The following is a 21,888-nucleotide window of genomic DNA, read 5'->3' as shown; positions in this document are numbered from 1 at the left end:
AAAGCAACAATTTTGTGTACTAATAATGAGACAATTTACGCACGTATTTAACTATAAAATTAAATTAATAATAGCGATATCTATATTTTTTACACAGCTAATACCAGCTAATGCGAGTGTAGAAGTTAACATTAACTTAGAGCAACCAGAACACCATTTAGCTACCGTCGAACTTAAATTTGAGCAAATAAATGAGAACAAGGTCAATTTTTATCTTCCTACTTGGCGTACCGGTCGCTACGAGACGCTGAACTTAGCCAATGGAATTCGAGAATTCATTGCTAAAGATAGCCAAGATAATGTGCTTAGCTGGCATAAAATAAATAAAAACACTTGGCAGGTGAATGATGCTAAAAATAAAAAAATCACTTTAACTTACCAAATCTATGCAAACGAATTGGCGAAAAGAACTCGCCATATTGATGATAGTCATGCTTTTTTAGATAGCTCTGCCGTTGTTATGTACAGTAAGGCGAGTAGAAGTTCAGAACATATCGTACAGCTTTCAGTACCTAAATTATGGCAAAGCTTTTCTGGTCTTGAGTCCGGTAAAAATAGCCATCAATTTATTGCCCATAATTATGATCAACTAGTCGATTCTCCCATTGAAAGTGGTCTTAATGAACACCATCAGTTTAGCGTTGATAATCGACAGTATGAACTGGTCATATGGGGAGAAGGTAATTACGACAGTGCGAAAATGGTGAAAGATTTACAAATATTGGTAAAGCAAAGCAAGCACATTTGGCAGGGATATCCTTTTAAGCGCTATGTCTTTATGGTGCATGCAACGAGTGGTGCTCGCGGTGCAACAGAGCATGTAAATTCAACCATCATTCAGCGTTCACGTTTTAAATTTTCCACTCGAAAAGATTACCTCAGCTTTATTGCCGTTGCTGCTCATGAGTTTGTTCATACATGGAATGTAAAGCAGTATCGCCCGAAAGGTATTGTGCCTTATGATTATCAACAAGAAAATTATTCTAACTTGTTATGGTTAGTAGAGGGGTCAACCAGTTATTTGCAATACCAGCTTTTATTACGTGGTAATTTAATGACGACAGATGAATTCTTCACTGCGTTAGCTAAACGTATTACAGCTCATGATCATAAAGCCGGAAAAGAAAGTCAGAATGTGGCACAAGCAAGCTTTGATGCTTGGATAAGTGAGGGAGGGGATTATGGTAATAACCATAGCGTGAACATCTATTCAGAAGGCTTCTTAGCCTCTTGGTTACTTGATTTTGATATACTCACTAAAACTAGATTATCAAAAAGTTATCGTAATGCTCACAATCAACTATACCAACAACATCGCCTACCAAAAGGCTATAATGAACAAGATGTTTTAAGTATATTAGAGCAAATAACAGGTGACGACTATCAAGTTTGGTGGCAAGAAAATATTCAAGGTACAACAAAAATTGATTTTACCCTTTTATTAGCTAAAGCTGGTCTCAAGATGAGTTATGCTAAAAGTATTAAAGATAAATCGAGTGAGCAATCTAAAGCATGGACTGGTCTTAAAGCTAAGCAAGATAATCATAATTTAATTGTTTCATCGGTAGAAAAAAATAGTCCAGCATGGCATGCGGGACTTACTACAGAAGATGTCATTGTTGCTATTGATGGATTGCGCATGCTCGATAATGAACTTGATAATCGTATAAAAGACTTTAAACCTGAGCAAACTATTACGGTTACATATTTTCGAAGAGATAAATTAACAACTAGTCGCCTTAAACTGGCTGCGATACCTAAAAATAAGTTAAAAATCATTCCTATTGCAAAGGCAAGTGTTGAACAAAAAGCATTTTTTAAAGCATGGACGGGTGTAGACTTTCCAGAAAAGAAATAGCTATATGAAAGCATAAAGCGTGCATTTATGTCGCTTTATGCTTTAGAAATGATATCTATTATTGGCGTAATGTTCTGGCAAAAGGAGCTTGGTCAGTATGACTACTTCTGAACGGGTTAATATCTAATCCCCCCCGCCTAGTATAGCGTGCGAAAATGGTTAACTCATCAAGTTGACAAAATTGCTGTAAATCACAGTAGATTCTTTCGACGCATTGTTCATGAAATTCATTGTGTTGGCGAAAAGATATTAAATACTTTAACAGTGCTGAGTGATCTATAGCTTTACCACGGTAATGGATATAGATGCTTGCCCAATCTGGTTGATTGGTTATTAAACAATTAGATTTTAATAGATGGCTAACTAAATGCTCTTCAATTTGAGTACCTGTTGTTTCATCTTGTGCTGTAGCTAGCAATTGTGCGTCATATTGATAGTTATCTATGCTGATATCTTCCCCATCGATACAAATACATTTATCTGCTTTTTTGGCAATATCTAAGGCAGGACAGTGATCAACACCAAACAAATTTACGTTTGCCTCAGAGCCTGCTATTTTTGATAGATCTTTAGTTAATACTTGCTCAACGTCTTTAACACTGGCAAACCGTGTTTGATTAAAGCTATTTAAATAAAGCTTAAACGACTTTGACTCAACAATATTGGCACTGGTGCAAGCAAAGCGAAATTCAGCAACAGCGACAACGGGCTTACCTTTTTCATTTAGCCATGATAGTTCATATCCATACCAAACATCCTCACCCACAAAAGGTAAATTGCTTTGATTTAGTGCTAAGTCATCCCTATTTAAACTTCTAGGTACTCCTTGTAGCAAATCTGCGGTATATTCGCTGCAATATTGTGTACTTTTTCCCAGTGTTAATTTGCTGAGTTCCGTTGCATTTTGATAATTGGCCATAAAATTTTTCAGTAGTGAGCTAGTATCTCGCTATTTTAAAGGATCTTTTCTTTATATGACATCTACAAATAAAACTTTAACGCAAGCGCTTTTGAACTTCAGTAAAAACTATAGTAAACAACACATCGAGCAATTTGGGCATCTTCCTACAGTAGAACATGATGAACTATGGCCATCACCTTGTGAGCTAGGTTCACATGATACTAGTCGCCATTACTGGCAAGCCGTTGCAATGGAAAGTGAGCAATCAACTGATAAAAAAGAAGAAGCACTCTCTTTTGTAAATGTCGAGTCAGCATTAAACATTGAATTACATCCAGATATTAAAATATATTTCACCACTTTTTATAGTGGCGATATTGAAGCGCTGTGTGATGAAGGTGAATTATCTCTTCTCTTTGCTTGGAACAAAGAAGACTTTGAACGGTTACAAGAAAACATCATCGGTCATATTTTAATGAAGCAAAGATTAAAGCAAGGTGAAACTATTTTCTTCGCTGTTACCGATGAGGACGATATGATTATTTCTGTAGATAATAGTAGTGGAGAAGTCTGGGTCGAACAAGTTGGTTGTAAGCCGCATAAAAAACTCAGCGACTCATTAGCTGAATTTATAAATCAGTTAACTCATAAAAGTTTAGTGAGTGAAAAATAATAGGAATAAAGGTTAAAATCAATCCAATTTTTTAGTCAGTTGCTCACTTAAATTTTTGATGAGCAACTTCATCTCAGATAGCTCCTTTTTCATTTCAGTTAATTCCAGAGCTAATGATTGTTGAATCACTTTTTTTATTACGCCATTTTCAAGTAAGGATTCAAGTAATTCAGACGTGTTTTTTGTCGATGAATCGTTATTCACTTGTTGTTCTTCATCAATTGTCGGGGCAATGAAATCGGGTTGATGCTGCCAACCTTTCAGAGTAGTTATTACCGTGGCTAATGGAGCACGTTGACTGAGCTTTGATTTTATTAAAGCAACAGTCGGCTTTTTTCCTGCGTTAGCTAATTGATTCGCGCAGATTAAAATTTCATCGATAATTGTCATTTTACTTACTGATTTTGAATATGATTAATTAATTTAACTATATTTTAGCCAATATAGCTAAAGATGTCTTGGCTTACATTTCTTTAATTTTTAAAATTATTTAAATTCAATTACTTAGGTGTTTGGCTTGTTTTTTGCTTTAATACATTTGAGCATTATAATAAATATTAAAAATACCTTAGGAAATATAGACATGAAAAAATCAATAATAGCTTTACTGATTGCAGTACCACTAGCTATGACATTATCTGGCTGTGTTATTAAAATAAATGATGATGGAATGGATCATGGTTTTGTTGGAGATAACGAAGACCGAACTTATAAAAATCGTAAGAAAATTGCCAAAATACAATTAGGCACTTCGTTTATGGATATACAAGAACAGTTAGGCGTTTCTGATTTTTCTGAGACTTATGCCGATGGCGATAACACAGTACGCGTTCTATATTATCGTACCCAACGCAAACATAAAGATGGTTTAACGACAAAAGATGAATGTACTTTCCTCCAATTTATTAATGGTCAACTAGTGGAAACTGGAAATGGTGGAGATTATTCAAAAATTGATAAGGTTATAGTAAATTAATTATTGGTTTTGTTAGCTTTTAAATACCTCGCATTGCGGGGTATTTTTTTAACCCCACATCTATAGTAACAATTTGTATAAACTTATTAAATTTGACCTATTTGAAATTATACTGGTATGGTGGGTTGTTAAATTAAAGATAATCCACCGTCAGAGTAGGGATAATAATGAGTGAGACAGTATCGGTAGAAAGTAGTGTTGATAGTAATATAAATCAAGACGTTAATATTCGAGCGACTTATTTGGGTGCTCATGAATTGAAATTAGCCGCGTCACTTTTATATCAAGCCTATCATGATGATCCCGTTTTTTTAGATATTTTTAAAAGCGATAAAGAAGATTATGAACAACGTCTTCGTGGTGCTATCAGAGAAGAACTTAATGCTTTCTGGCAAGCTAAACAGCCTATGATTGGTTTGTATCTAGGTGAGGCTATGGTTGGTGTTGCTTGTATTAATAGCCCTGATGAAACATTGGCAAGTGATCGTTTTTGGCATTGGCGTTTAAAGATGCTGTTGAATGCCGGTTACTTTAGTACCAAACAAATGATGCAAAAAGAGCAAACCGTATTGGCTGCTGTACCTTTAAAAATATTTCACTTTTTATCCTTTATTGCAGTTCATCCTCTGCATCAGCAGCATGGTTTTGGTCATTATTTAATGGCTGCTGTAAATACAGTTCTTGATGAACACCCTGATAGCGAGGGTGTCGCAGTGTATGCTACATCAGGAAAATTTAAAGAGTTCTTCAAACAGGTTGATTATCACACGGTAAAAGAGGTCACAGTAGGTAATGTCTGTGGCTCTGTGATGGTTCATTATCGAGATAAAGAAGAATAAATGTTATTTCTTTGCTTTTATTGAGGCTACTCTTAGTCTCTTTTACCCTAATTTCATTCCCCAATAAAAAATAGCACTGAACAAGTGCTATTTTTTTTGTAAGACATGTCTTACGTCACTGTGAGATATATTGGCAATTTCTGCTGCTTCATTTGAACTATTAATATAACATGTTGATTGTTAAGTGTTAAATGTTGTTATTTATCGTAATGTTATTTCTGTATTTGGATCTTATTTGTTAACTCGCTTCGAGCAGTGATATTTAGGGTATTATTATTCCTGTCAGGAAGACAAGAAGCAGGGGGCTTCAGCATTACTTGTAATGCAATTAAGGAAGATGCAAGTTACTGAGATGGAATCTAGTGACTTAAGGACTACCGAGGACGGTAACTATAACTTAAGGATTGAGTTGAGAAAATTGGATGCAATGGATGCTATTCAAGGAAGATATAAGTAAGGATGCTTGTGTCAGATAAAAGGAAAACCTAAAGCAGGACGCTTTAATTCTAAATAATATTTTTGTGTTATTCAGGATAGGGTTTGATAAGGAGACTTTAAGGATAGAGTCAAGTGGTAGGAAACCACAAAGGAATGAAGGATGTGGCTTAGTGATAATAGCCAATGTCAGGAAGACGAAAATTATGGATGATTAAATGGGAAACTTAATTGTTTCTCTAAATGGATATGAGTGGACTCATAGAGGATATGCTAAGGATAGTTGTTCAAGGAAGAAATGAGATCATTAAATATGTGTGCAGGACGCACCATATAAGCTAGTTATAAAGATGCGACTCAACGAGTCGCATTTTTTATAGGTTTTAATAAATTATACAGTTATAAAAATTTATTCGATAATCCCCATTTTGAACCAAATTTATTTTGGTACATTCCCAGACAAAAAATAGTACTGACAAACCTCTATATTCTTTGTAAGACATATCCTACATCAGCGTGAGATATGTTGGCAATTCTCGCTAAAACATAAAAAAATAAAATATATAGTGCTGATTAATAAAGATAAATTCAAAAAACCTATTGTTACATTGTTTTTACATTTGGATCTTTGTTATTAACCCGCTTCGATAAACTATATTTAGGAGTATTATCAATCATGTCAGGAAGACAAGGAGCAGGGGGCTTCGGCGTTACTTGTAATGCGATTAAGGAAGATGCCGTTACTAAGATGGAATCTAGTAACTTAAGGACTTACCGAGGACGGTAGCATAACTCAGGGATAGAGTTGAATAGATAGGATGCAATGGATGCAATTCAAGGAAGATGTGAGTAAGGATGCTTGTATAAGATAAAAGGAAAACCTAAAGCAGGATGCTTTAATTAGGAATTACACGTTAGTGTTATTTTTAATAGGGTTTAACAAGGAGGCTTTAAGGACGAAGTCTAGTGGTAGGATGCCACTATGGATGATATGAACAAGGATGTGACTTGGTGAGGATAACCAAGGTCAGGAAGACAGTAGTAATGGAAGACTATTACCAAGGAATGTTAATTAAGGAAGGTTAACTAAAGGAAAAAACACGGACTTGTTGAATTGTAAGCTTTAAAGGAAATAGCGTCAGGAAGACACTAATTATGGATGATTGAATAGGGAACGTAATCGTTACCCAACATGGATATGAATGGATTCATAAAGGATATACTAAGGATAGTTGTTCAAGGAAGAAATGAGATCATTAATATGTGTGCAGGACGCACCGTATAAGCTAGTTATAAAAATGCGACTCATTGAGTCGCATTTTTTCTGTTTAGATTATAATATTTGTTCGTTTATCGCTATAATTTACTAAGGCAAAGTATTATCAGTCAGTATGGTAAGTCTTGAACATCACTTCTTCGTGAATCATAGAGTCATTTCAGAGTTGGGTTGTACATGTTGGAAATATTAGAAAAGCTATCTTCAAAGTTGCAACCATTTCGTAAGTTGACTTACATAGTGGCAGCACTCCTTGTTGCAATTATTGTTACCCAGGTGCTGCAAGCATCTTTGCCAACGCAGTCGACCAACCCTTATGCTATGTTAAGTTTTGTTGGCTTGATATGGTTACTACTATTTAATATATTACTTTCTCTTTTTCATAATATCCCAAGGAACGACGAAGGCTCAAAAGGGATATTTATACGCGCTAAAATTAAAGTGCAACGAAGTTTATATCATTTTTTAGCATTGCTCTTTATCGGTTTAACATTAGTGATAATTTTTTTATCACTACGCATGTTCAGAATTTAAACAAAAGCAATATAAAAAGGAGCTAAAAATAGCTCCTTTATTATGTGCTCTGCTATCTTTTCGTTTGAAAAGCATAACTTTTGTAGACGTTTATTATCTCGTTGCTGCTTTCATTTCACTAACAAAATTAGCTAAACCAATGAGCATTTTATTATTGTCGGCTAAGTTATCTTCAATAATTTTAACTACTGCCGAACCACTAATTGCGCCTAGTGCTCCTGCGCTAAGGGCATCTTTAACTTGCTGCGGTGTTGAGATGCCAAATCCTAGTATTGGAGGAGCAGCATGATATTTTACTAAACTGTCAATTAACTTGTTTGCTGTAGTAGTTACCGTGTTCTTTGGGCTTTCTGCAGTGTCTACGCCTGTCACGCCCGCGCGACTTAATACATAAGTATAACCACGAGAGTATGAGGATACTGCACGTAATATTTCATCGCTGGCGTTAGGGGGAGCAATAAAAATAGGCGCAATTCCGTATTTTAATGCTGCTTCTCGAAAGGGTTCACTCTCTCTAATAGGGACGTCAGCAATTAATACTGAATCAACACCAGCTTCACTCATATCTCGATAAAAGTTGTCAATACCGCGAGCAAAAACTAAGTTGCCATAAAGCAATAAGCCAATGGGTATTTGTGGAGCGTATTCTCGAACTTGTTTTAATATATCAATACATGTATCGGTGTTAATGCCCGCACCTAAAGCGCGAAGTGCTGCATTTTGAATAGTTAAACCATCAGCACTTGGGTCTGAAAACGGAATACCTAACTCTAAAGCATCTGCCCCAGCATCAATTAAACTTTTGATTACTGCAAATGACTGTTCTGCATTAGGATCGCCAATCATAACAAAAGGGATGAAAGCTTGTTCATTTTTCTCTTTCAATGCGGCGAACGAGGTTTGATAACGAGCACCCGCTTGTTGAATATTTGAGTGTGTCATTATGCTTCTCCTCTATGTTTAACTGTTTTCGCTGTTGAAGCTTCATCAGGTGAAAGAATGGAATGTACATGTGCTAAATCTTTATCACCACGACCAGAAAGGTTTACCAAATAAATTGTTTCTTCAGTGGCTGCTTCTGCCATTTTCAATGCATGTGCAAGGGCGTGAGATGACTCAAGTGCAGGAATAATACCTTCATTCATAGCTAAAGCTTGAAATGCCGCTAATGCTTCATCATCATTAATAGGAACATATTGTGCCCGCCCAGTATCTTTCAAAAATGCATGCTGTGGACCAACGGCAGGGTAATCAAGGCCAGCCGAAACTGAGTAAGATTCTTCAATTTGACCTGATTTATCTTGCATTATATAGGTGTAGTTTCCATGCAACATGCCTTTTGTGCCTGCAACAAGTGTTGCACCATGGTGTTTAGTATCAATACCTTTCCCACCTGCTTCAACACCAATAAGTTTAACACCTTCTTCTTTAATGAAATCGTGGAATATACCTATAGCATTTGAACCACCGCCAACACAGGCGATAACATAGTCCGGTAAACGACCTTCCTCTTCATAAAACTGTGCTTTGGCTTCTTCACCAATCATTTTTTGAAATTCACGAACTATAGTCGGGAATGGGTGAGGTCCTGCAGCCGTGCCTAATAAATAGTGCGCATTTTCATAATTTGCAGACCAATCTCTTAGTGCCTCATTAACGGCGTCTTTTAATGTTCCTGAGCCAGCGGTTACCGGAATAACTTCTGCGCCCATTAATTTCATACGAAAAACATTAGGTTGTTGTCGTTCACAATCTACTGCGCCCATGTAAACTTTACATTTCAAACCAAGTAATGAACAGGCAATAGCTGTTGCCACTCCATGTTGTCCAGCACCCGTTTCAGCAATTATTTCAGTTTTACCCATGCGCTTTGCTAGCAGAGCTTGACCTAAAACTTGGTTAGTTTTATGTGCTCCACCGTGTAATAGATCCTCACGTTTTAAGTAAATTTTAGCCAGTGGATTTTTTACAATGTTACGACAACAAGTTAATGGCGTAGGTCGGCCTGCATATTTTGTTAATAAATTATTGAACTCGGTTAAAAAGGCTTCATCGGTTTGAGACTCGATAAAAGCTTGTTCTAATTGTTCAAGTGCTGGGACTAACAATTCCCCAACATACATACCACCAAATTCACCAAAATAAGCAGGTAAGCGGGTTTTATTTAATTCTTTTTCTTGAGTATTCTGATTAATATCTGACATCTTAATAATTCCTAATTTTCGAAAATACTTGTGCTAGCTTGTCGCTTGATTTTATACCTGGGCTATCTTCTACACCGGAGTTGAGGTCTAGACCAAATAAATCCACATGGGTTAACTGCTCGAGGGCTTTGCCAATATTTCCATTGTTTAAGCCTCCAGCTAAAAAGCTGTTTGATAAGTTTTGCTCACTCAAAGCTAACACTTGCCAATCGAAGGTTTTGCCACTGCCAGGGCTTTGGCCATCAAGTACATGATGGCTGACATTTGGGTTAAGTGAAGGTACACTTTGTGCTACAGGGCTAGCTTGCCATACTTGACAAAAGCCACAGTCATTCTGGGAGAGTTCAGTGCTTAAAGCCTCAATATACTGGATATCTTCACTCCCATGAAGCTGCACGGCACTTAAGTGTAGTGCTTTCACTAATTCAATAATCTCATCACGATCTTCATTCACAAAAACGCCGACATACTCTAACTTGGGCTCTGCTTTGATAATAGCCTGTGCTTGTTTCTTAGTAACATAGCGAGGGGATTTCTCTGCAAAAATAAGTCCCCCAAAACGTGCACCTTCATCAGCGGCTGCGCTAGCATATTTTATATCTGTTAATCCGCAGACTTTATTATTACCGTAAATGAGCTTGCGACACGCTAAATCTATATCTTGATAAGGATTGTTTTTGGGATCCATTAATGAACTACCCACTAAAAATCCATCAACAGCAGGGGCTAATTCTCTCACTTGAGAGTGAGAATAAATGCCTGATTCAGAAATAATGATTCTATCGTCCGGTATCGTTGGTGCAAAGTCGAATGTACGTGAAATATCAGTACTTAGATCACGTAGGTTGCGATTATTGATACCGATCATTTTTGCATTGAGCTTTATCGCTCTATCGCGCTCATCTTCAGTAGATATTTCTGTGAGTATTGATAAGTTATATTGTTCGGCAACTGCCGATAACTCAAGGTACTCTTCATCTGATAATACACTGAGCATCAATAAAATTGCGTCAGCACCGTAATATCTTGCTAGGTATACTTGATAGCTATCAACAAAGAAGTCTTTATTAAGTACTGGACAGTTTACTGATTGGGTTACTGTTTTTAGGTAATCAAAGTTACCTTGGAAATATTTTTCATCCGTTAATACTGAAATCGCAGCGGCATATTTATCATAAACTTGGCAAATGGCTTTAACATCGAAATCTGGGCGGATAAGCCCTTTAGAAGGAGATGCTTTTTTACATTCAAGAATAAAACCAGCATAGGGCTTATCTTTAGTTCTTGTTAATGCAGCATACATATCTTTAGTTGTCGGAACGAGTTCATCAATGAAGCTTGCTAAAGGTTTGCTTACTTTTAAAGCATCAATTTCAATGCGTTTATTGTCAACTATCTTTTCTAAAATATTTTTTTCTGCTGAAGTGTTAGTGTCGGTATTCATATTATTTTTCAGCCTTTATTTCAGTTTGAGTCGATGATACATCTTGGTTTGAAAGTTTAACCAATGTTAATAAAGTGGTTAAGCCTTTACCTGAGGCAAGTACCTCGCTTGCAAGTTGCGCAGCTTGAGTAAGAGAGTCGGCCTTATTGTGTAAATACAGTAGTGCAGCACAGTTAATGATCACTGCTGCATTGTGTGCATCCTTTCCTTGACCCGATAATATATCCCTAATGATATTGGCATTCTCTGTCGGCGTACCACCCTTAATATCCTCAAGAGAGTAACTTTTTAAACCAAAGTCTTGTGGTTTCATAGTACGTTCAATTAATTCACCCTCGTTAATTTCAACGATTTGAGTATTACCATGTAAAGCAATTTCATCTAGTCCACTGCCATGAACCACAAAAGCGCGTTTAACACCGGTAAGTTGTAATGCTTGAGCTATAGGCATTAATAACTCAGGTGTATATACTCCAAGCAACATTATATTGGGTTTAGCGGGATTAACTAACGGCCCTAAAATATTAAATAAGGTACGAATGCCCATTGCTTTTCGCACTGGTGCGGCATGTTTAAAACCGGTGTGATAAGCAGGAGCATACAAAAAGCATAAATTTGTTTGTGCTAAACAATGATTTGCTGTTTCAGGTGACATGGATAAATTGACCCCAAACGCTTCGAGTAAATCAGCAGAGCCAGACATACTTGAAACACTTCTGTTACCATGTTTTGCCATTTTTAAGCCACAAGCGGCTGCTAGAATAGCGGCAGTAGTTGAAATGTTAATGGTATTAGCACCATCACCGCCAGTACCTACGCAATCGGCAACGATATCTTCTTGATTATTACGTGCAGGAAAGGGCGTCGCAGCAGCGCGGATAGCTATTGCTGCACCTGCGATTTCTTCCGGTGTTTCACCTTTAATCTTTAGTGCTGTTAATACACTTGCCATTAAAGCTGGTTCGATATTGCCTTGGAGTACTTGCTGAAAAAAGTCATGGCTTTGTTTTTGGTTTAAATCAAGGCCATCGACTAATACAGGCAAAATAGTATTGATATCTTCGGAGCTTATATCATTTGAACCTATACCTTCGGAATTAGTATTTTGTGGATTAGTCATTTTACTCTCCAATAACTTTATTATTAAGCGATGGTGCCAGGGTAAGTAAATATTGAATGCTCTGCGCTAACAAGGTGGAACCAAATGTCGTTAATATTGATTCAGGATGAAATTGAAAGGCTAAAACAGCATCTTCTTCTTTACTAATGGCCATACACATACCGTTATACTCAGCTATAACGTCTAAGGATTTTGGTATGTCTTTGCCTATCAACGAATGATAACGAGCAACGGGTAAAGGATTTTGAATGTTTTTAAATGCACCAGAGCCACTATGAGTAATACTTGATGCTTTACCGTGAACAATTTCTGCAGCTCGGTCTACTCGACCACCATAGTGCTCAATTAATGCTTGATGTCCCAAACAAATACCTAGCATTGGAATACGCCCAGCACACAGTTGGATCAATGCCATTAAGCAACCGGCTTTATTTGGCTCACCTGGACCTGGGGATAAAACGAGTAATACTGGCTCTGACGTTCTTTGGGTATGCTCAAGCATTTTATTAAAAATAAAATCAGCACTGAGTGTATTTCGATAAACACTGGGCTCAAATCCTAAACATTGAAACTCATCGACCAAGTTATAAGTAAAAGAATCTAGGTTATCGAGCATAAATAATTTAGTCATTGGCTTGCTCCTTTGCAGACGTATTAGCAGTGATAATGGCACTAATAACCGCTTGGGCTTTTTGCCTTGTTTCATTTGCTTCACTTATTGGGTCTGAATCATAGACAACACCAGCACCCGCTTGCACTTGAGCAATATTATCTTTAACAAAGGCAGAGCGTATAACAATACAAGTATCCATTTCACCCGTGCCAGTTAAGTAACCAACCGCACCGCCGTAACTACCACGTCTTTTACCTTCAACGGCTCTAATAAGCGTTGTTGCTTTTACTTTAGGGGCACCAGAAAGAGTGCCCATATTCATGCAAGCCTGATAGGCGTGCAACGCATCTAAATCGGTTTGTAACGTACCGCATACACGTGAAACTAAGTGCATCACGTGGGAGTATCGATCAACTTTGAGTAAATCGGCAACATAGCGAGTACCGGGTTGTGAAACTCTAGCAACATCATTTCGTGCTAAATCAACCAGCATGATATGTTCGGCAGATTCTTTTTTATCTTGCCTTAGCTCTAATTCAATACGACTATCTAAGTCTAGAGAGATATTTCCCTGTTGATCGAAACCGCGAGGGCGAGTCCCAGCTATTGGGTAAATCTCAACATGTCGATTGCTGGCTTGATATTTTAATGACGATTCTGGTGATGCACCAAAAATGCAGAAATCACTATCTTTAAGATAAAACATATAAGGACTAGGGTTACTAATCTTGAGTGCTTTATAAGCTGCAATAGAATCAAAACAAGGTAAGCTGAAGGTACGTGATGGTACCACTTGAAAAATATCACCTGCACGAATATTTTCTTTTAATTGATCTACGATGTCACAAAAGCGCTCATCACTAATATCGACTTGCAATTGTTCATTAAGTTTATCTTTATCGGCAATATCAGTAAATGAAGGGCTTAATTGTAATACCTGTTCGGCATCAATAGACTTAGCAAGTGTTTCTTTAATCTGACTAACACGCTTAGAAATAACTAATTGGCTCTGTTTGGTTTTTTCAGAATCATTGCAGTTGAAAATATTACCTATAATTTCGGTGCTTTGTAATTCGTGGTCAATAATAACTAGCGTTTCAGCTAAGTAATAAACAAAATCAGGACAAGTATTATCACCCTGAGCAACTGTGGGTAATTCCTCTGCTATTGCCATAAGATCAAAAGCAAAAACACCCCCTAGGAATACGGAGAAGGGGTGACTATTTTCATTGGTAAGTTGATTGAATAATCGTAGACTGTGAAATTGATTGGTTGCACTTAAACGAGCTTTTTCATCAAGATCTTTAGCAACTTCAGCAAATGTTGCTTGAAATGATTTTCCATCATCAGAAAAGTTTACTTGAGCATGTGACTCTAGTTGAGCCGCGGCGAAATCGATAGCACTCTCACCATTTAAGGATAGTGCAGAAAAAGTGACAGTATTGCCATTACATACAATTTTTACTGCTGCGTCAGTTAATAATAGGCTTTTTAATAAATGCTTTTTATCAATCTCGGCAGATTCTAGTAATATATTATGTTGCTGTTGGTGACATAATAATTGGTAAACACTTAACGGATCATTTTGATAGTAAGTACTATCTTGTATGGTGATTACTTCACCCTTGGTTTTGCTTGGTAAATTTTGAGTCATATTGAATACTTCTATAGAGTTTATTTAAAGAACAATTGTCAGCCTGCGTAAATAGGCAACAGCCACCAAATAAACCATGTTTTTGTTCTGTTCATTTTACATCCCTTATTATCTAACTCTCGTACGCTTTAACGAGAAAAACCCGCTGATAGGAGCGGGTTTTTTTGAAATTTGTTTAATCTTTTTTAAGATACACGCAATTATCACAACCCAATTATGTCGAGCTATGCCACCACCAAATTAATGTTATGTTTGTTTTTGCTGTATTCATTATTTACGTGCCTTTAAAATGTATTGTCTTACTTACTTTTCGATTAATAATAAAGGAAAAAGTATCATTGTTTACTCGTTATCAGTAAACTTATCATAAGACTAAGTTTTACCCCTATAGAAGACCTTATTATGGCGTTGCTGTCAACCACTGATTTCCCGCATCAGATAGTAAAAACCGAAGGTTTTGCACACAAACGTATCGACCTTCACAGCCATACAAATTGCTCTGATGGTGGCTTGTCGCCACAAACCTTGATAGATAGGGCTGCTAACTTTCAAATTGATGTTTTAGCTATCACAGATCATGATACTGTCGCTGGGCTTGATATAGCGCAAAAGCATATTGAAGATAAAAATATTCCACTTAAATTGATTGATGGCATTGAAATATCTACTGCTTGGCAAGGATTTGAGATTCATATTGTTGGTTTAAATATTGATAAGAATAATTCACAATTAAAATCACTTATAGAGCAACAGCAAGAAGCGAGAGAACAGCGCGCTATTTCAATGGGTGAGAAACTAACAAAGTGTGGTTTCCCAACTATTTATACCGATGCTAAAGCTATGGCTGGTGATGGCTCTATTACCCGAGCTCATTTTGCTAAAGTACTTTATCAACAAGGACATGTTAGTACTATGCAACAGGCCTTTGATAAATATATTGGCAAAAAAGGTTCAAAAGGGCAACGGGCTTATGTAAAACCTAACTGGTGTAATATTGAAGAAGCTATTGTGGCTATACACCAAGCTGGCGGAAGTGCAGTGATGGCTCATCCAATCAGATATGATCTTTCTGCTAAGTGGTTACGACGTTTGATTGTTCACTTTAGTGAAGTCTCAGGTGATGGCTTAGAAGTTGTATTACCACAAATGAGCCCAGATCAAAGACAAAAGATGTTGGCTTATTGCCAAGAATACAATTTATATGCTTCTATGGGATCAGATTTTCATTACCCAAATAAATGGAGTGATTTAGGTCGTAACCTGACTATGCCTGTTGGTGCTAAACCTATTTGGGCTCAATGGCAATAAAGCGAACGATAGAATATATTTCAATAGACTAATTAACCGTTTCAACTGACAAAAAACAATCAAAAAAATTTTAAAGAAAAGGAAAGTCTCATGAGTCAGTTTTTTTATGTACACCCTGATAATCCTCAAGGTCGCTTAATGAAACAAGCGGCAGATATTATTAAGCAAGGTGGGGTAATTGTTTACCCTACAGATTCAGGCTATGCATTAGGTTGTCACTTAGGTGATAAAAAAGCATTAGAGCGTATCTGCCGAATTAGAGACATAGATAAAGATCATAACTTTACTTTAGTTTGTCAAGATCTATCACAAATATCAGAATACACACGGGTAGATAACACCGCCTATCGGTTACTAAAAAGTAATACTCCTGGCGCTTACACTTTTATCTTCAAAGGTAGTAAAGAAGTCCCTAAGCGACTATTAAACCCTAAAAAGAAAACAATAGGCATAAGAGTACCAGATAATACTATCGCACAAGCCTTGTTGACTGAACTTGCAGAGCCTATAATGTCTACCAGTTTAATTATGCCTGGCCAAGAAATGGCTGAGTATGATCCTGAACAAATTCGAGATTTGTTAGAGCATCAAGTTGACCTTATCGTCAACGGTGGGTATTTAGGGGAACACCCTACCACTGTAATTGATTTTTCTAATGACAGTATTGAGATAGTACGCGTGGGAGAGGGTGACCCTTCTCCATTTCAGTAACCTGAAGTTAAGTGCAAGTGAATAATGCACTTTACAAGGTAATTGAACCTGAACAATGAGCCAGAAGTTAGCTTCAAGGGAGCTGCTACTGACGTAACAGAGTAAAAGATAATGACGGTTGACAAGAAAAAACAAGCGAGAAAAGACGACGCCTTAGATAAAAAATATGGCACGCGTGGTACTGAGAAAAAAGGAACTGCTAAAAAAGGCATGACCAAGCAAGATGTTGCCAAGAAGGGCGCAGGTAAAAAAGGCCAGCATAAAAAAGAGCCTGAAAAGGTAGAAAAGGTTGAGTTTCAAAAAGCGACTCATTCAGATTCAGAGAAAGTACAGAAAGTATTAGCTCGTGCTGGTAAAGGCTCTCGCCGTGAAATGGAAACCATGATCAGTGAAGGTCGTGTCAGTATTGACGGTAAAGTCGCTTTTTTAGGTGATAGAATCACAGGTACAGAACAAATTCGTCTTGATGGACATCACGTTAAACTCACTGCCCAAGATGAAGATATCTGTCGTGTACTTGTGTATAACAAGCCAGAAGGTGAAATGTGTACACGTAAAGATCCTGAAGGAAGACCAACCGTTTTTGATCGTCTTCCTCCTCTTGATGCTGGTCGTTGGGTTGCTGTTGGTCGTTTGGATATAAATACTTCCGGTATGTTGTTGTTTACCACTGATGGTGAATTAGCTAACCGATTAATGCATCCATCACAAAAAGTTGAGCGTGAATATGCAGTTCGCGTCTTTGGTGAAATCAACGAAGCTATGTTACAAACCTTGCGTGCAGGTGTTAAATTAGAAGACGGTATGGCACGTTTTCAAAAAATAACTTACCGTGGCGGAGAAGGACGAAACCATTGGTTCCATGTTGTATTATCTGAAGGACGTAACCGAGAAGTTCGTCGTTTATGGGAAAGCCAAGATGTACAAGTAAGTCGTCTTATTCGAGTGCGTTACGGTGATATGGAAATGCAGCGACAATTACCTATGGGTGGTTGGCGCGAGTTGGCTTTAAAAGAAGTGAACTATTATCGTCAATTAGTTAACTTGACACCTGAAGCCGAAAGTAAAGTTAAAGTTGATGAGAAGGCAATGGACAATGCTAAAAGTCGTCGAATTCGTCGTTCAGTTAAAAAGCATCAGCAACGTCATCAGCAAAGTACTCGTAGCCGTCATAAGTAGCCGTAGTAGAAATTAAAATTATGCATTATCAATTAATTGAAGATCAGAACAGCTTAAATAATTTATGTGATCAACTAGTTAAAGCTAAAGTGTTAGCCATAGATACTGAGTTTGTTCGTACACGTACTCTGTATGCTAAGTTAGGATTACTTCAGGTATGCGATGGAGAGCAATTAGCACTTATTGATCCTCTTGCAATTGATGATTTATCGCCCTTTTGGGCGCTACTCACTAATGAAAATATCACGAAAGTGCTGCATGCTTGTTCAGAAGACTTAGAAGTCTTCTTAACCGCTGGGAATTGTAAACCGGTGAATTTAATTGACAGTCAAATCATGATGTCATTTTTAGGGCATGGTTTATCTCTCGGTTATGCAGCCATGGTAAAGCATTTTACTGATATAGAATTAGATAAGTCGGAATCACGTACAGATTGGACAAAAAGGCCATTAACAGAAAAACAATTGGACTATGCCAGTGCCGATGTTGACCATTTGTTTGATATTTACCCTAAATTATTAGCTGAAATTACTCAAGCCGGTTTTTTAGCTTATGCTCAGCAAGAAACACAGAGCATGATAGAGAAAAAATTTACGCCTATCATTGAAAATGAAATGTACCTTAATATTAAGATGAACTGGCGTTTGAATCCTAAGCAGTTAAATTTATTAAAGTACCTAGCAACTTGGCGTTTTCAACAAGCACAAAAACGTGATTTGCCTATTGGTTTTGTTGCAAAAGATCATACGTTAATGGCATTAGCACAAAGCAATCCGGATAGTGTAAACACCATGCTTACGCTTGAAGGAGTTGAAACACTTGATGTGCGCCATAAAGGTAAAGCTATGTTGGCGGTCTTAAGCCAAGCCGATCAGGCTGAAGTCAGTAGTTATCCAGAGAAAATCGATAGATTAGATGAATATCCCGGCTACAAACAGACTTTTAAAAAGATGAAAACTTTCTTAATTACAGCAAGTGAGCAGCAAGGCTTAGCTATTGAAAATGTTGCATCAAAGAAGCAAATCAATCAATTTTTAACTTGGCAGTTTAATCTTAATGACGCACGTAATAGTTTGGCTAAGGTTGATCTCATAACAGGTTGGCGTTATGAGTTGTTTGGTCAAACCTTATTAGATTTTGCTCAGCAAGGTTTCGAATAACCATTTAATAGCCTTCGTTTTCTATGTAAGGCACCCTCTAAATTTACACTTTTGTTAACAATATTTCATTGAGTCACTATGGGGTTCGCCCATGGCTCATGATATATTGAATATTCAACATTGTATTTCTCAATTATCTATAGGTCTCCATTATGCTATGTGCAATTTATAAAAGTGCTAGAAAGGCACAAACTTATCTTTTTGTTAATAAACGCGATGACTTTTCGTCAGTTCCTGAAGGGTTGATGAAAACGTTTGGTACGCCAAATTTAGTCACGTTAATTAATTTAGCCACCAAAGATAAATTAGCAATGGCTGATTTAGAAAAAGTTAAAAAAAACTTAGTAGAAAAAGGGTTTTATTTACAGTTACCACCACCGCAAGAAGATTTATTGAAAGAACATAAAGCGGCTATGGTAGCTAGCAAAGAGCAAGGAGAGCTTTAATGAATTTGACTATAAAAACCATCATTCTATCGACGCTTCTTATTATTGGCATGATGAACTAATCAATGGCCGCTAAAACAGAGCTTACAGAGGAAGGTTTTGCTGAGTATGTTATTAAACTAAAGGCAGAAGCATTAGCGCAGGGGTTTAGCCAAGCACTGATTGATGAAAGTTTTGCAGAAGTAAAATTTCACAAACGTGCAGTAAAAGCGGATAGAAGCCAACCTGAAAATATCGAAACACTTGATACTTATCTACCTAAGCGAGTGCCAAAGTGGAAAGTGGATAAAGCCAGGATCTTGTATAAAGAGCATCAAGTCTTGTTAAACCAGATAGGTGAAAAGTATCAGGTTCAACCTCGTTTTATTGTTGCTTTATGGGGCCTTGAAACTAACTTTGGTAAGTTTACCGGTGGATATAATGTTATTTCTGCTTTAGCAACATTGGCTTATGAAGGACGACGAGAAGTGTTCTTTAAAAAACAATTAATGGCAGCATTAACTATATTAGATGAAGGTCATATTACTAATAAAAATATGAAGGGCTCATGGGCAGGGGCAATGGGACAAAATCAATTTATGCCAACGTCTTTTTTAAGCTACGCTGTTGATGGTGATGGTGATGGTAAGAAGGATATCTGGCAAAATCAAGCTGATATTTTTTCATCTATGGCAAATTACTTACAAAAAGAAGGCTGGAATGATGAACTGACTTGGGGTCGTCAAGTGAAGTTACCAAAAAACTTTGACTATACCTTAGCTATTCCAAAAAATACCGGCAGTCGAAAAAACTGGTTAAAGGCGTGGTCTAAAACTGAAAAAACGCTTGCTCAATGGCAAACACTAGGCGTGAGACGTTCTGATGGTACGAATTTACCTAATGTTGATATCAAAGCCGCGTTAGTTTTTCCAGATGATGAAAATGGCCGAGCATACCTTGCTTATGATAACTATAAGAGTTTAATGCATTGGAACTTATCTTATTATTTTGTCAGTTCAGTTGGCCATTTATCTGATCGTATTAAGTTTCCCCCTATTCAGTGATTTACTTAGAAGTTTATTAGGTAAATTATGAGTAAATCTATTCGTCAATTAAGTAGTAGTAAATGAACGATAAAAACACACAAGAAAATCCATTTTGGCAAACTAAAAGCTTAGCGGAAATGACTCGCCCTGAATGGGAGTCATTGTGCGATGGCTGTGCTAAATGTTGCTTAAACAAGTTTATTGATGATGAACATACGGATGAGGCTTCGGAGCTTTTACCAACCGATCATATAAATGAAGGTGAGCAAATATTTTACTCTAATATTGCTTGTCACTTACTTAATGAAAAATCTTGTCAGTGTTCTAAATATGAGCAGCGTACTAAATTAGTACCTGACTGTGTTCGTTTAACACAAGAGAATATTGATGCGGTATTTTTTATGCCTCCGAGCTGCACTTACCGCCGTCTTCAAGAAGGACGAGGTATGCCATCATGGCATCCTTTACTTCACAAAGGTAAAAAGTCTGCTATGCATAAAGCAGGTATGTCGGTAAGAGGGAAAATAGTTAAGGATAATGAAGTGAGTATTGATAACTTTGAAGATCACATTGTCATCTGGCCACTGAATGATATTGATTAACTAACATTCAACTGTTGTATCGTTCATGACGAAAAGTAATCCCCACACGTCCTCTATAATAAAAGCTGAACAGCAAAGCTTGCTTTACTTACATATAGCAGTTTTCCTTTTCGGCGGCACTGCGCTATTTTCTAAACTCATTGGTTTATCTGCTCTTGATATAACCGTTTATCGAACGGGTATTGCTGCCTTAGCATTGTTTATTTTGCTAACGTTGCAAAAAAAACAATTAACTTTATCAAGTATGAAAGATTACGGTATCGCCATTTTATTAGGCTGTGTGGTAGGTTTACATTGGGTCACTTATTTTACAGGCATGCAAATGGCAGGGGTTACTGTCGGCATGATAGCTTTTTTTACTTACCCGGTAATAACCGTCTTTATTGAGCCTTTTTTTAATAAAACTGTACCTAAAATGAAAGATATGATCACAGCTTTCGTGGTTATTATTGGTATTGTGCTGTTAATTCCTGAAATTAGTTTTGGTAATCAAATTACTTTAGGCATTGTAACCGGAATTATTTCTGCGGTATTTTTTGCATTACGAAACATTCTGCATAAAAATTACTTTTCTCATTATTCTGGCCCACATACCATGTTATATCAAACCTTGGTAGCCTGTTTGATGCTGTGCCTTTTTGTAGAGGTACCACCAATGCAAGTAACAGAAAACGATTGGTTATTACTTTTATTAGTTGGAGTTGTTTTTACCGCTACCCCGCACGCTTTATTTGCCTCAAGTCTACGTTCTTTGTCAGCCACAACAGCAGGGCTCATTTCTTGTTTACAGCCTTTGTACGGTAGTATATTAGCTATTGTTCTATTACATGAACGTCCTGACATATTAACTATAATCGGGGGCCTACTGGTAGTTAGTGCTGCTATTTTCGAAACATGGTCAGTGAGTAAGGGAAGACGCTAGTAAGGTCT

21 protein-coding genes are annotated in these 21,888 nt (G+C 37.1%); 13 read left to right on the top strand and 8 right to left on the bottom strand.

What is annotated here, in order from left to right; translation table 11 throughout:
• Positions 1–25 precede the first annotated feature (25 nt).
• Positions 26–1,858: a M61 family metallopeptidase gene (locus ESZ36_RS12125; protein WP_146788189.1), complete on the top strand. Its 1,833-nt coding sequence runs from the start codon at positions 26–28 to the stop codon at positions 1,856–1,858.
• Between the two features lie 58 nt (positions 1,859–1,916).
• Here the strand turns inward: ESZ36_RS12125 and queF are convergent, their stop codons facing one another.
• On the bottom strand, positions 1,917–2,777 hold the full coding sequence (gene queF, locus ESZ36_RS12120; protein ID WP_146788186.1) for an NADPH-dependent 7-cyano-7-deazaguanine reductase QueF: 861 nt from the start codon (positions 2,775–2,777) through the stop codon (positions 1,917–1,919).
• A 55-nt stretch (positions 2,778–2,832) separates the two neighbouring features.
• Here queF and syd point away from each other — a divergent pair, with 55 nt between their 5' ends.
• Positions 2,833–3,432 carry a SecY-interacting protein gene (syd, locus tag ESZ36_RS12115; protein WP_146788183.1) on the top strand — a complete coding sequence of 200 codons (600 nt, stop codon included), beginning with the start codon at positions 2,833–2,835 and terminating at the stop codon, positions 3,430–3,432.
• A gap of 18 nt (positions 3,433–3,450) precedes the next feature.
• Here the strand turns inward: syd and ESZ36_RS12110 are convergent, their stop codons facing one another.
• The gene (locus tag ESZ36_RS12110; RefSeq protein ID WP_146788180.1) at positions 3,451–3,822 is read right to left on the bottom strand and encodes a hypothetical protein; all 372 of its coding nucleotides are present in this window, start codon (positions 3,820–3,822) and stop codon (positions 3,451–3,453) included.
• Positions 3,823–4,015: 193 nt separating this feature from the next.
• On the opposite strand from ESZ36_RS12110, the gene ESZ36_RS12105 reads away from it, so the two are divergent.
• From ESZ36_RS12105 to ESZ36_RS12095, 3 genes are all read left to right on the top strand, one after another.
• Positions 4,016–4,408 (top strand): DUF3192 domain-containing protein, encoded by a 393-nt coding sequence (locus ESZ36_RS12105; RefSeq protein ID WP_146788177.1) that lies wholly within the window; start codon positions 4,016–4,018, stop codon positions 4,406–4,408.
• 167 nt (positions 4,409–4,575) lie between these two features.
• Positions 4,576–5,247 carry a GNAT family N-acetyltransferase gene (locus ESZ36_RS12100; RefSeq protein WP_146788174.1) on the top strand — a complete coding sequence of 224 codons (672 nt, stop codon included), beginning with the start codon at positions 4,576–4,578 and terminating at the stop codon, positions 5,245–5,247.
• Positions 5,248–7,135: 1,888 nt separating this feature from the next.
• Positions 7,136–7,492 (top strand): hypothetical protein, encoded by a 357-nt coding sequence (locus ESZ36_RS12095; RefSeq protein WP_146788171.1) that lies wholly within the window; start codon positions 7,136–7,138, stop codon positions 7,490–7,492.
• A gap of 93 nt (positions 7,493–7,585) precedes the next feature.
• Here ESZ36_RS12095 and trpA read toward each other — a convergent pair whose 3' ends face one another.
• The 6 genes from trpA to ESZ36_RS12065 are packed head-to-tail and all read right to left on the bottom strand — an operon-like array spanning position 7,586 to position 14,527.
• Positions 7,586–8,434 carry a tryptophan synthase subunit alpha gene (trpA, locus tag ESZ36_RS12090; protein WP_146788168.1) on the bottom strand — a complete coding sequence of 283 codons (849 nt, stop codon included), beginning with the start codon at positions 8,432–8,434 and terminating at the stop codon, positions 7,586–7,588.
• Positions 8,434–9,696 carry a tryptophan synthase subunit beta gene (gene trpB / locus ESZ36_RS12085; protein ID WP_146788165.1) on the bottom strand — a complete coding sequence of 421 codons (1,263 nt, stop codon included), beginning with the start codon at positions 9,694–9,696 and terminating at the stop codon, positions 8,434–8,436. The genes trpA and trpB overlap by 1 nt, the downstream gene beginning before the upstream one ends.
• A 1-nt stretch (position 9,697) precedes the next feature.
• The gene (gene trpCF, locus ESZ36_RS12080) at positions 9,698–11,140 is read right to left on the bottom strand and encodes a bifunctional indole-3-glycerol-phosphate synthase TrpC/phosphoribosylanthranilate isomerase TrpF (protein WP_146788162.1); all 1,443 of its coding nucleotides are present in this window, start codon (positions 11,138–11,140) and stop codon (positions 9,698–9,700) included.
• A 1-nt stretch (position 11,141) separates the two neighbouring features.
• Positions 11,142–12,212 (bottom strand): anthranilate phosphoribosyltransferase, encoded by a 1,071-nt coding sequence (gene trpD, locus ESZ36_RS12075; RefSeq protein ID WP_425457391.1) that lies wholly within the window; start codon positions 12,210–12,212, stop codon positions 11,142–11,144.
• Between the two features lie 49 nt (positions 12,213–12,261).
• The gene (locus ESZ36_RS12070; RefSeq protein ID WP_146788156.1) at positions 12,262–12,891 is read right to left on the bottom strand and encodes an aminodeoxychorismate/anthranilate synthase component II; all 630 of its coding nucleotides are present in this window, start codon (positions 12,889–12,891) and stop codon (positions 12,262–12,264) included.
• Entirely contained in the window at positions 12,884–14,527 is a 1,644-nt protein-coding gene (locus ESZ36_RS12065; protein WP_146788153.1) for an anthranilate synthase component 1, read from the bottom strand. Before ESZ36_RS12065 ends, ESZ36_RS12070 begins: the two co-directional genes overlap by 8 nt.
• Positions 14,528–14,929: 402 nt before the next feature.
• On the opposite strand from ESZ36_RS12065, the gene rnm reads away from it, so the two are divergent.
• From rnm to ESZ36_RS12025, 8 genes are all read left to right on the top strand, one after another.
• Complete coding sequence (rnm, locus tag ESZ36_RS12060) at positions 14,930–15,835, top strand: RNase RNM (protein WP_146788150.1); 906 nt, start codon at positions 14,930–14,932, stop codon at positions 15,833–15,835.
• A 90-nt stretch (positions 15,836–15,925) separates the two neighbouring features.
• Positions 15,926–16,546, top strand: coding sequence for an L-threonylcarbamoyladenylate synthase (locus ESZ36_RS12055; RefSeq protein ID WP_146788148.1), 621 nt, complete (start codon positions 15,926–15,928; stop codon positions 16,544–16,546).
• A 111-nt stretch (positions 16,547–16,657) separates the two neighbouring features.
• Positions 16,658–17,725 (top strand): 23S rRNA pseudouridine(2605) synthase RluB, encoded by a 1,068-nt coding sequence (gene rluB, locus ESZ36_RS12050; protein WP_146788145.1) that lies wholly within the window; start codon positions 16,658–16,660, stop codon positions 17,723–17,725.
• Between the two features lie 20 nt (positions 17,726–17,745).
• A complete protein-coding gene (gene rnd, locus ESZ36_RS12045; protein WP_146788143.1) occupies positions 17,746–18,885 on the top strand; it encodes a ribonuclease D in 1,140 nt (379 codons plus the stop codon).
• 152 nt (positions 18,886–19,037) lie between these two features.
• On the top strand, positions 19,038–19,331 hold the full coding sequence (locus ESZ36_RS12040; protein WP_146788140.1) for a YcgL domain-containing protein: 294 nt from the start codon (positions 19,038–19,040) through the stop codon (positions 19,329–19,331).
• Between the two features lie 65 nt (positions 19,332–19,396).
• The gene (locus tag ESZ36_RS12035; RefSeq protein WP_246129080.1) at positions 19,397–20,374 is read left to right on the top strand and encodes a lytic murein transglycosylase; all 978 of its coding nucleotides are present in this window, start codon (positions 19,397–19,399) and stop codon (positions 20,372–20,374) included.
• A gap of 62 nt (positions 20,375–20,436) precedes the next feature.
• A complete protein-coding gene (locus tag ESZ36_RS12030) occupies positions 20,437–20,958 on the top strand; it encodes a YcgN family cysteine cluster protein (protein ID WP_146788137.1) in 522 nt (173 codons plus the stop codon).
• 58 nt (positions 20,959–21,016) lie between these two features.
• On the top strand, positions 21,017–21,880 hold the full coding sequence (locus tag ESZ36_RS12025; protein ID WP_146788444.1) for a DMT family transporter: 864 nt from the start codon (positions 21,017–21,019) through the stop codon (positions 21,878–21,880).
• The last annotated feature ends 8 nt before the right edge of the window (positions 21,881–21,888 follow it).

The organism is Colwellia demingiae (assembly GCF_007954275.1).
Taxonomy (GTDB): domain Bacteria; phylum Pseudomonadota; class Gammaproteobacteria; order Enterobacterales; family Alteromonadaceae; genus Colwellia; species Colwellia demingiae.
Note: the sequence above shows the minus strand (reverse complement) of the source record. Positions and strands in the feature narration are given on the sequence as shown.

What these genes read in the sequence shown, in the direction of transcription:
- ESZ36_RS12125 (WP_146788189.1), top strand. Translation starts at nt 26, where the DNA reads ATGAGACAATTTACGCACGTATTTAACTATAAAATTAAATTAATAATA.
- queF (WP_146788186.1), bottom strand. Translation starts at nt 2,777, where the DNA reads ATGGCCAATTATCAAAATGCAACGGAACTCAGCAAATTAACACTGGGA.
- syd (WP_146788183.1), top strand. Translation starts at nt 2,833, where the DNA reads ATGACATCTACAAATAAAACTTTAACGCAAGCGCTTTTGAACTTCAGT.
- ESZ36_RS12110 (WP_146788180.1), bottom strand. Translation starts at nt 3,822, where the DNA reads ATGACAATTATCGATGAAATTTTAATCTGCGCGAATCAATTAGCTAAC.
- ESZ36_RS12105 (WP_146788177.1), top strand. Translation starts at nt 4,016, where the DNA reads ATGAAAAAATCAATAATAGCTTTACTGATTGCAGTACCACTAGCTATG.
- ESZ36_RS12100 (WP_146788174.1), top strand. Translation starts at nt 4,576, where the DNA reads ATGAGTGAGACAGTATCGGTAGAAAGTAGTGTTGATAGTAATATAAAT.
- ESZ36_RS12095 (WP_146788171.1), top strand. Translation starts at nt 7,136, where the DNA reads ATGTTGGAAATATTAGAAAAGCTATCTTCAAAGTTGCAACCATTTCGT.
- trpA (WP_146788168.1), bottom strand. Translation starts at nt 8,434, where the DNA reads ATGACACACTCAAATATTCAACAAGCGGGTGCTCGTTATCAAACCTCG.
- trpB (WP_146788165.1), bottom strand. Translation starts at nt 9,696, where the DNA reads ATGTCAGATATTAATCAGAATACTCAAGAAAAAGAATTAAATAAAACC.
- trpCF (WP_146788162.1), bottom strand. Translation starts at nt 11,140, where the DNA reads ATGAATACCGACACTAACACTTCAGCAGAAAAAAATATTTTAGAAAAG.
- ESZ36_RS12070 (WP_146788156.1), bottom strand. Translation starts at nt 12,891, where the DNA reads ATGACTAAATTATTTATGCTCGATAACCTAGATTCTTTTACTTATAAC.
- ESZ36_RS12065 (WP_146788153.1), bottom strand. Translation starts at nt 14,527, where the DNA reads ATGACTCAAAATTTACCAAGCAAAACCAAGGGTGAAGTAATCACCATA.
- rnm (WP_146788150.1), top strand. Translation starts at nt 14,930, where the DNA reads ATGGCGTTGCTGTCAACCACTGATTTCCCGCATCAGATAGTAAAAACC.
- ESZ36_RS12055 (WP_146788148.1), top strand. Translation starts at nt 15,926, where the DNA reads ATGAGTCAGTTTTTTTATGTACACCCTGATAATCCTCAAGGTCGCTTA.
- rluB (WP_146788145.1), top strand. Translation starts at nt 16,658, where the DNA reads ATGACGGTTGACAAGAAAAAACAAGCGAGAAAAGACGACGCCTTAGAT.
- rnd (WP_146788143.1), top strand. Translation starts at nt 17,746, where the DNA reads ATGCATTATCAATTAATTGAAGATCAGAACAGCTTAAATAATTTATGT.
- ESZ36_RS12040 (WP_146788140.1), top strand. Translation starts at nt 19,038, where the DNA reads ATGCTATGTGCAATTTATAAAAGTGCTAGAAAGGCACAAACTTATCTT.
- ESZ36_RS12035 (WP_246129080.1), top strand. Translation starts at nt 19,397, where the DNA reads ATGGCCGCTAAAACAGAGCTTACAGAGGAAGGTTTTGCTGAGTATGTT.
- ESZ36_RS12030 (WP_146788137.1), top strand. Translation starts at nt 20,437, where the DNA reads ATGAACGATAAAAACACACAAGAAAATCCATTTTGGCAAACTAAAAGC.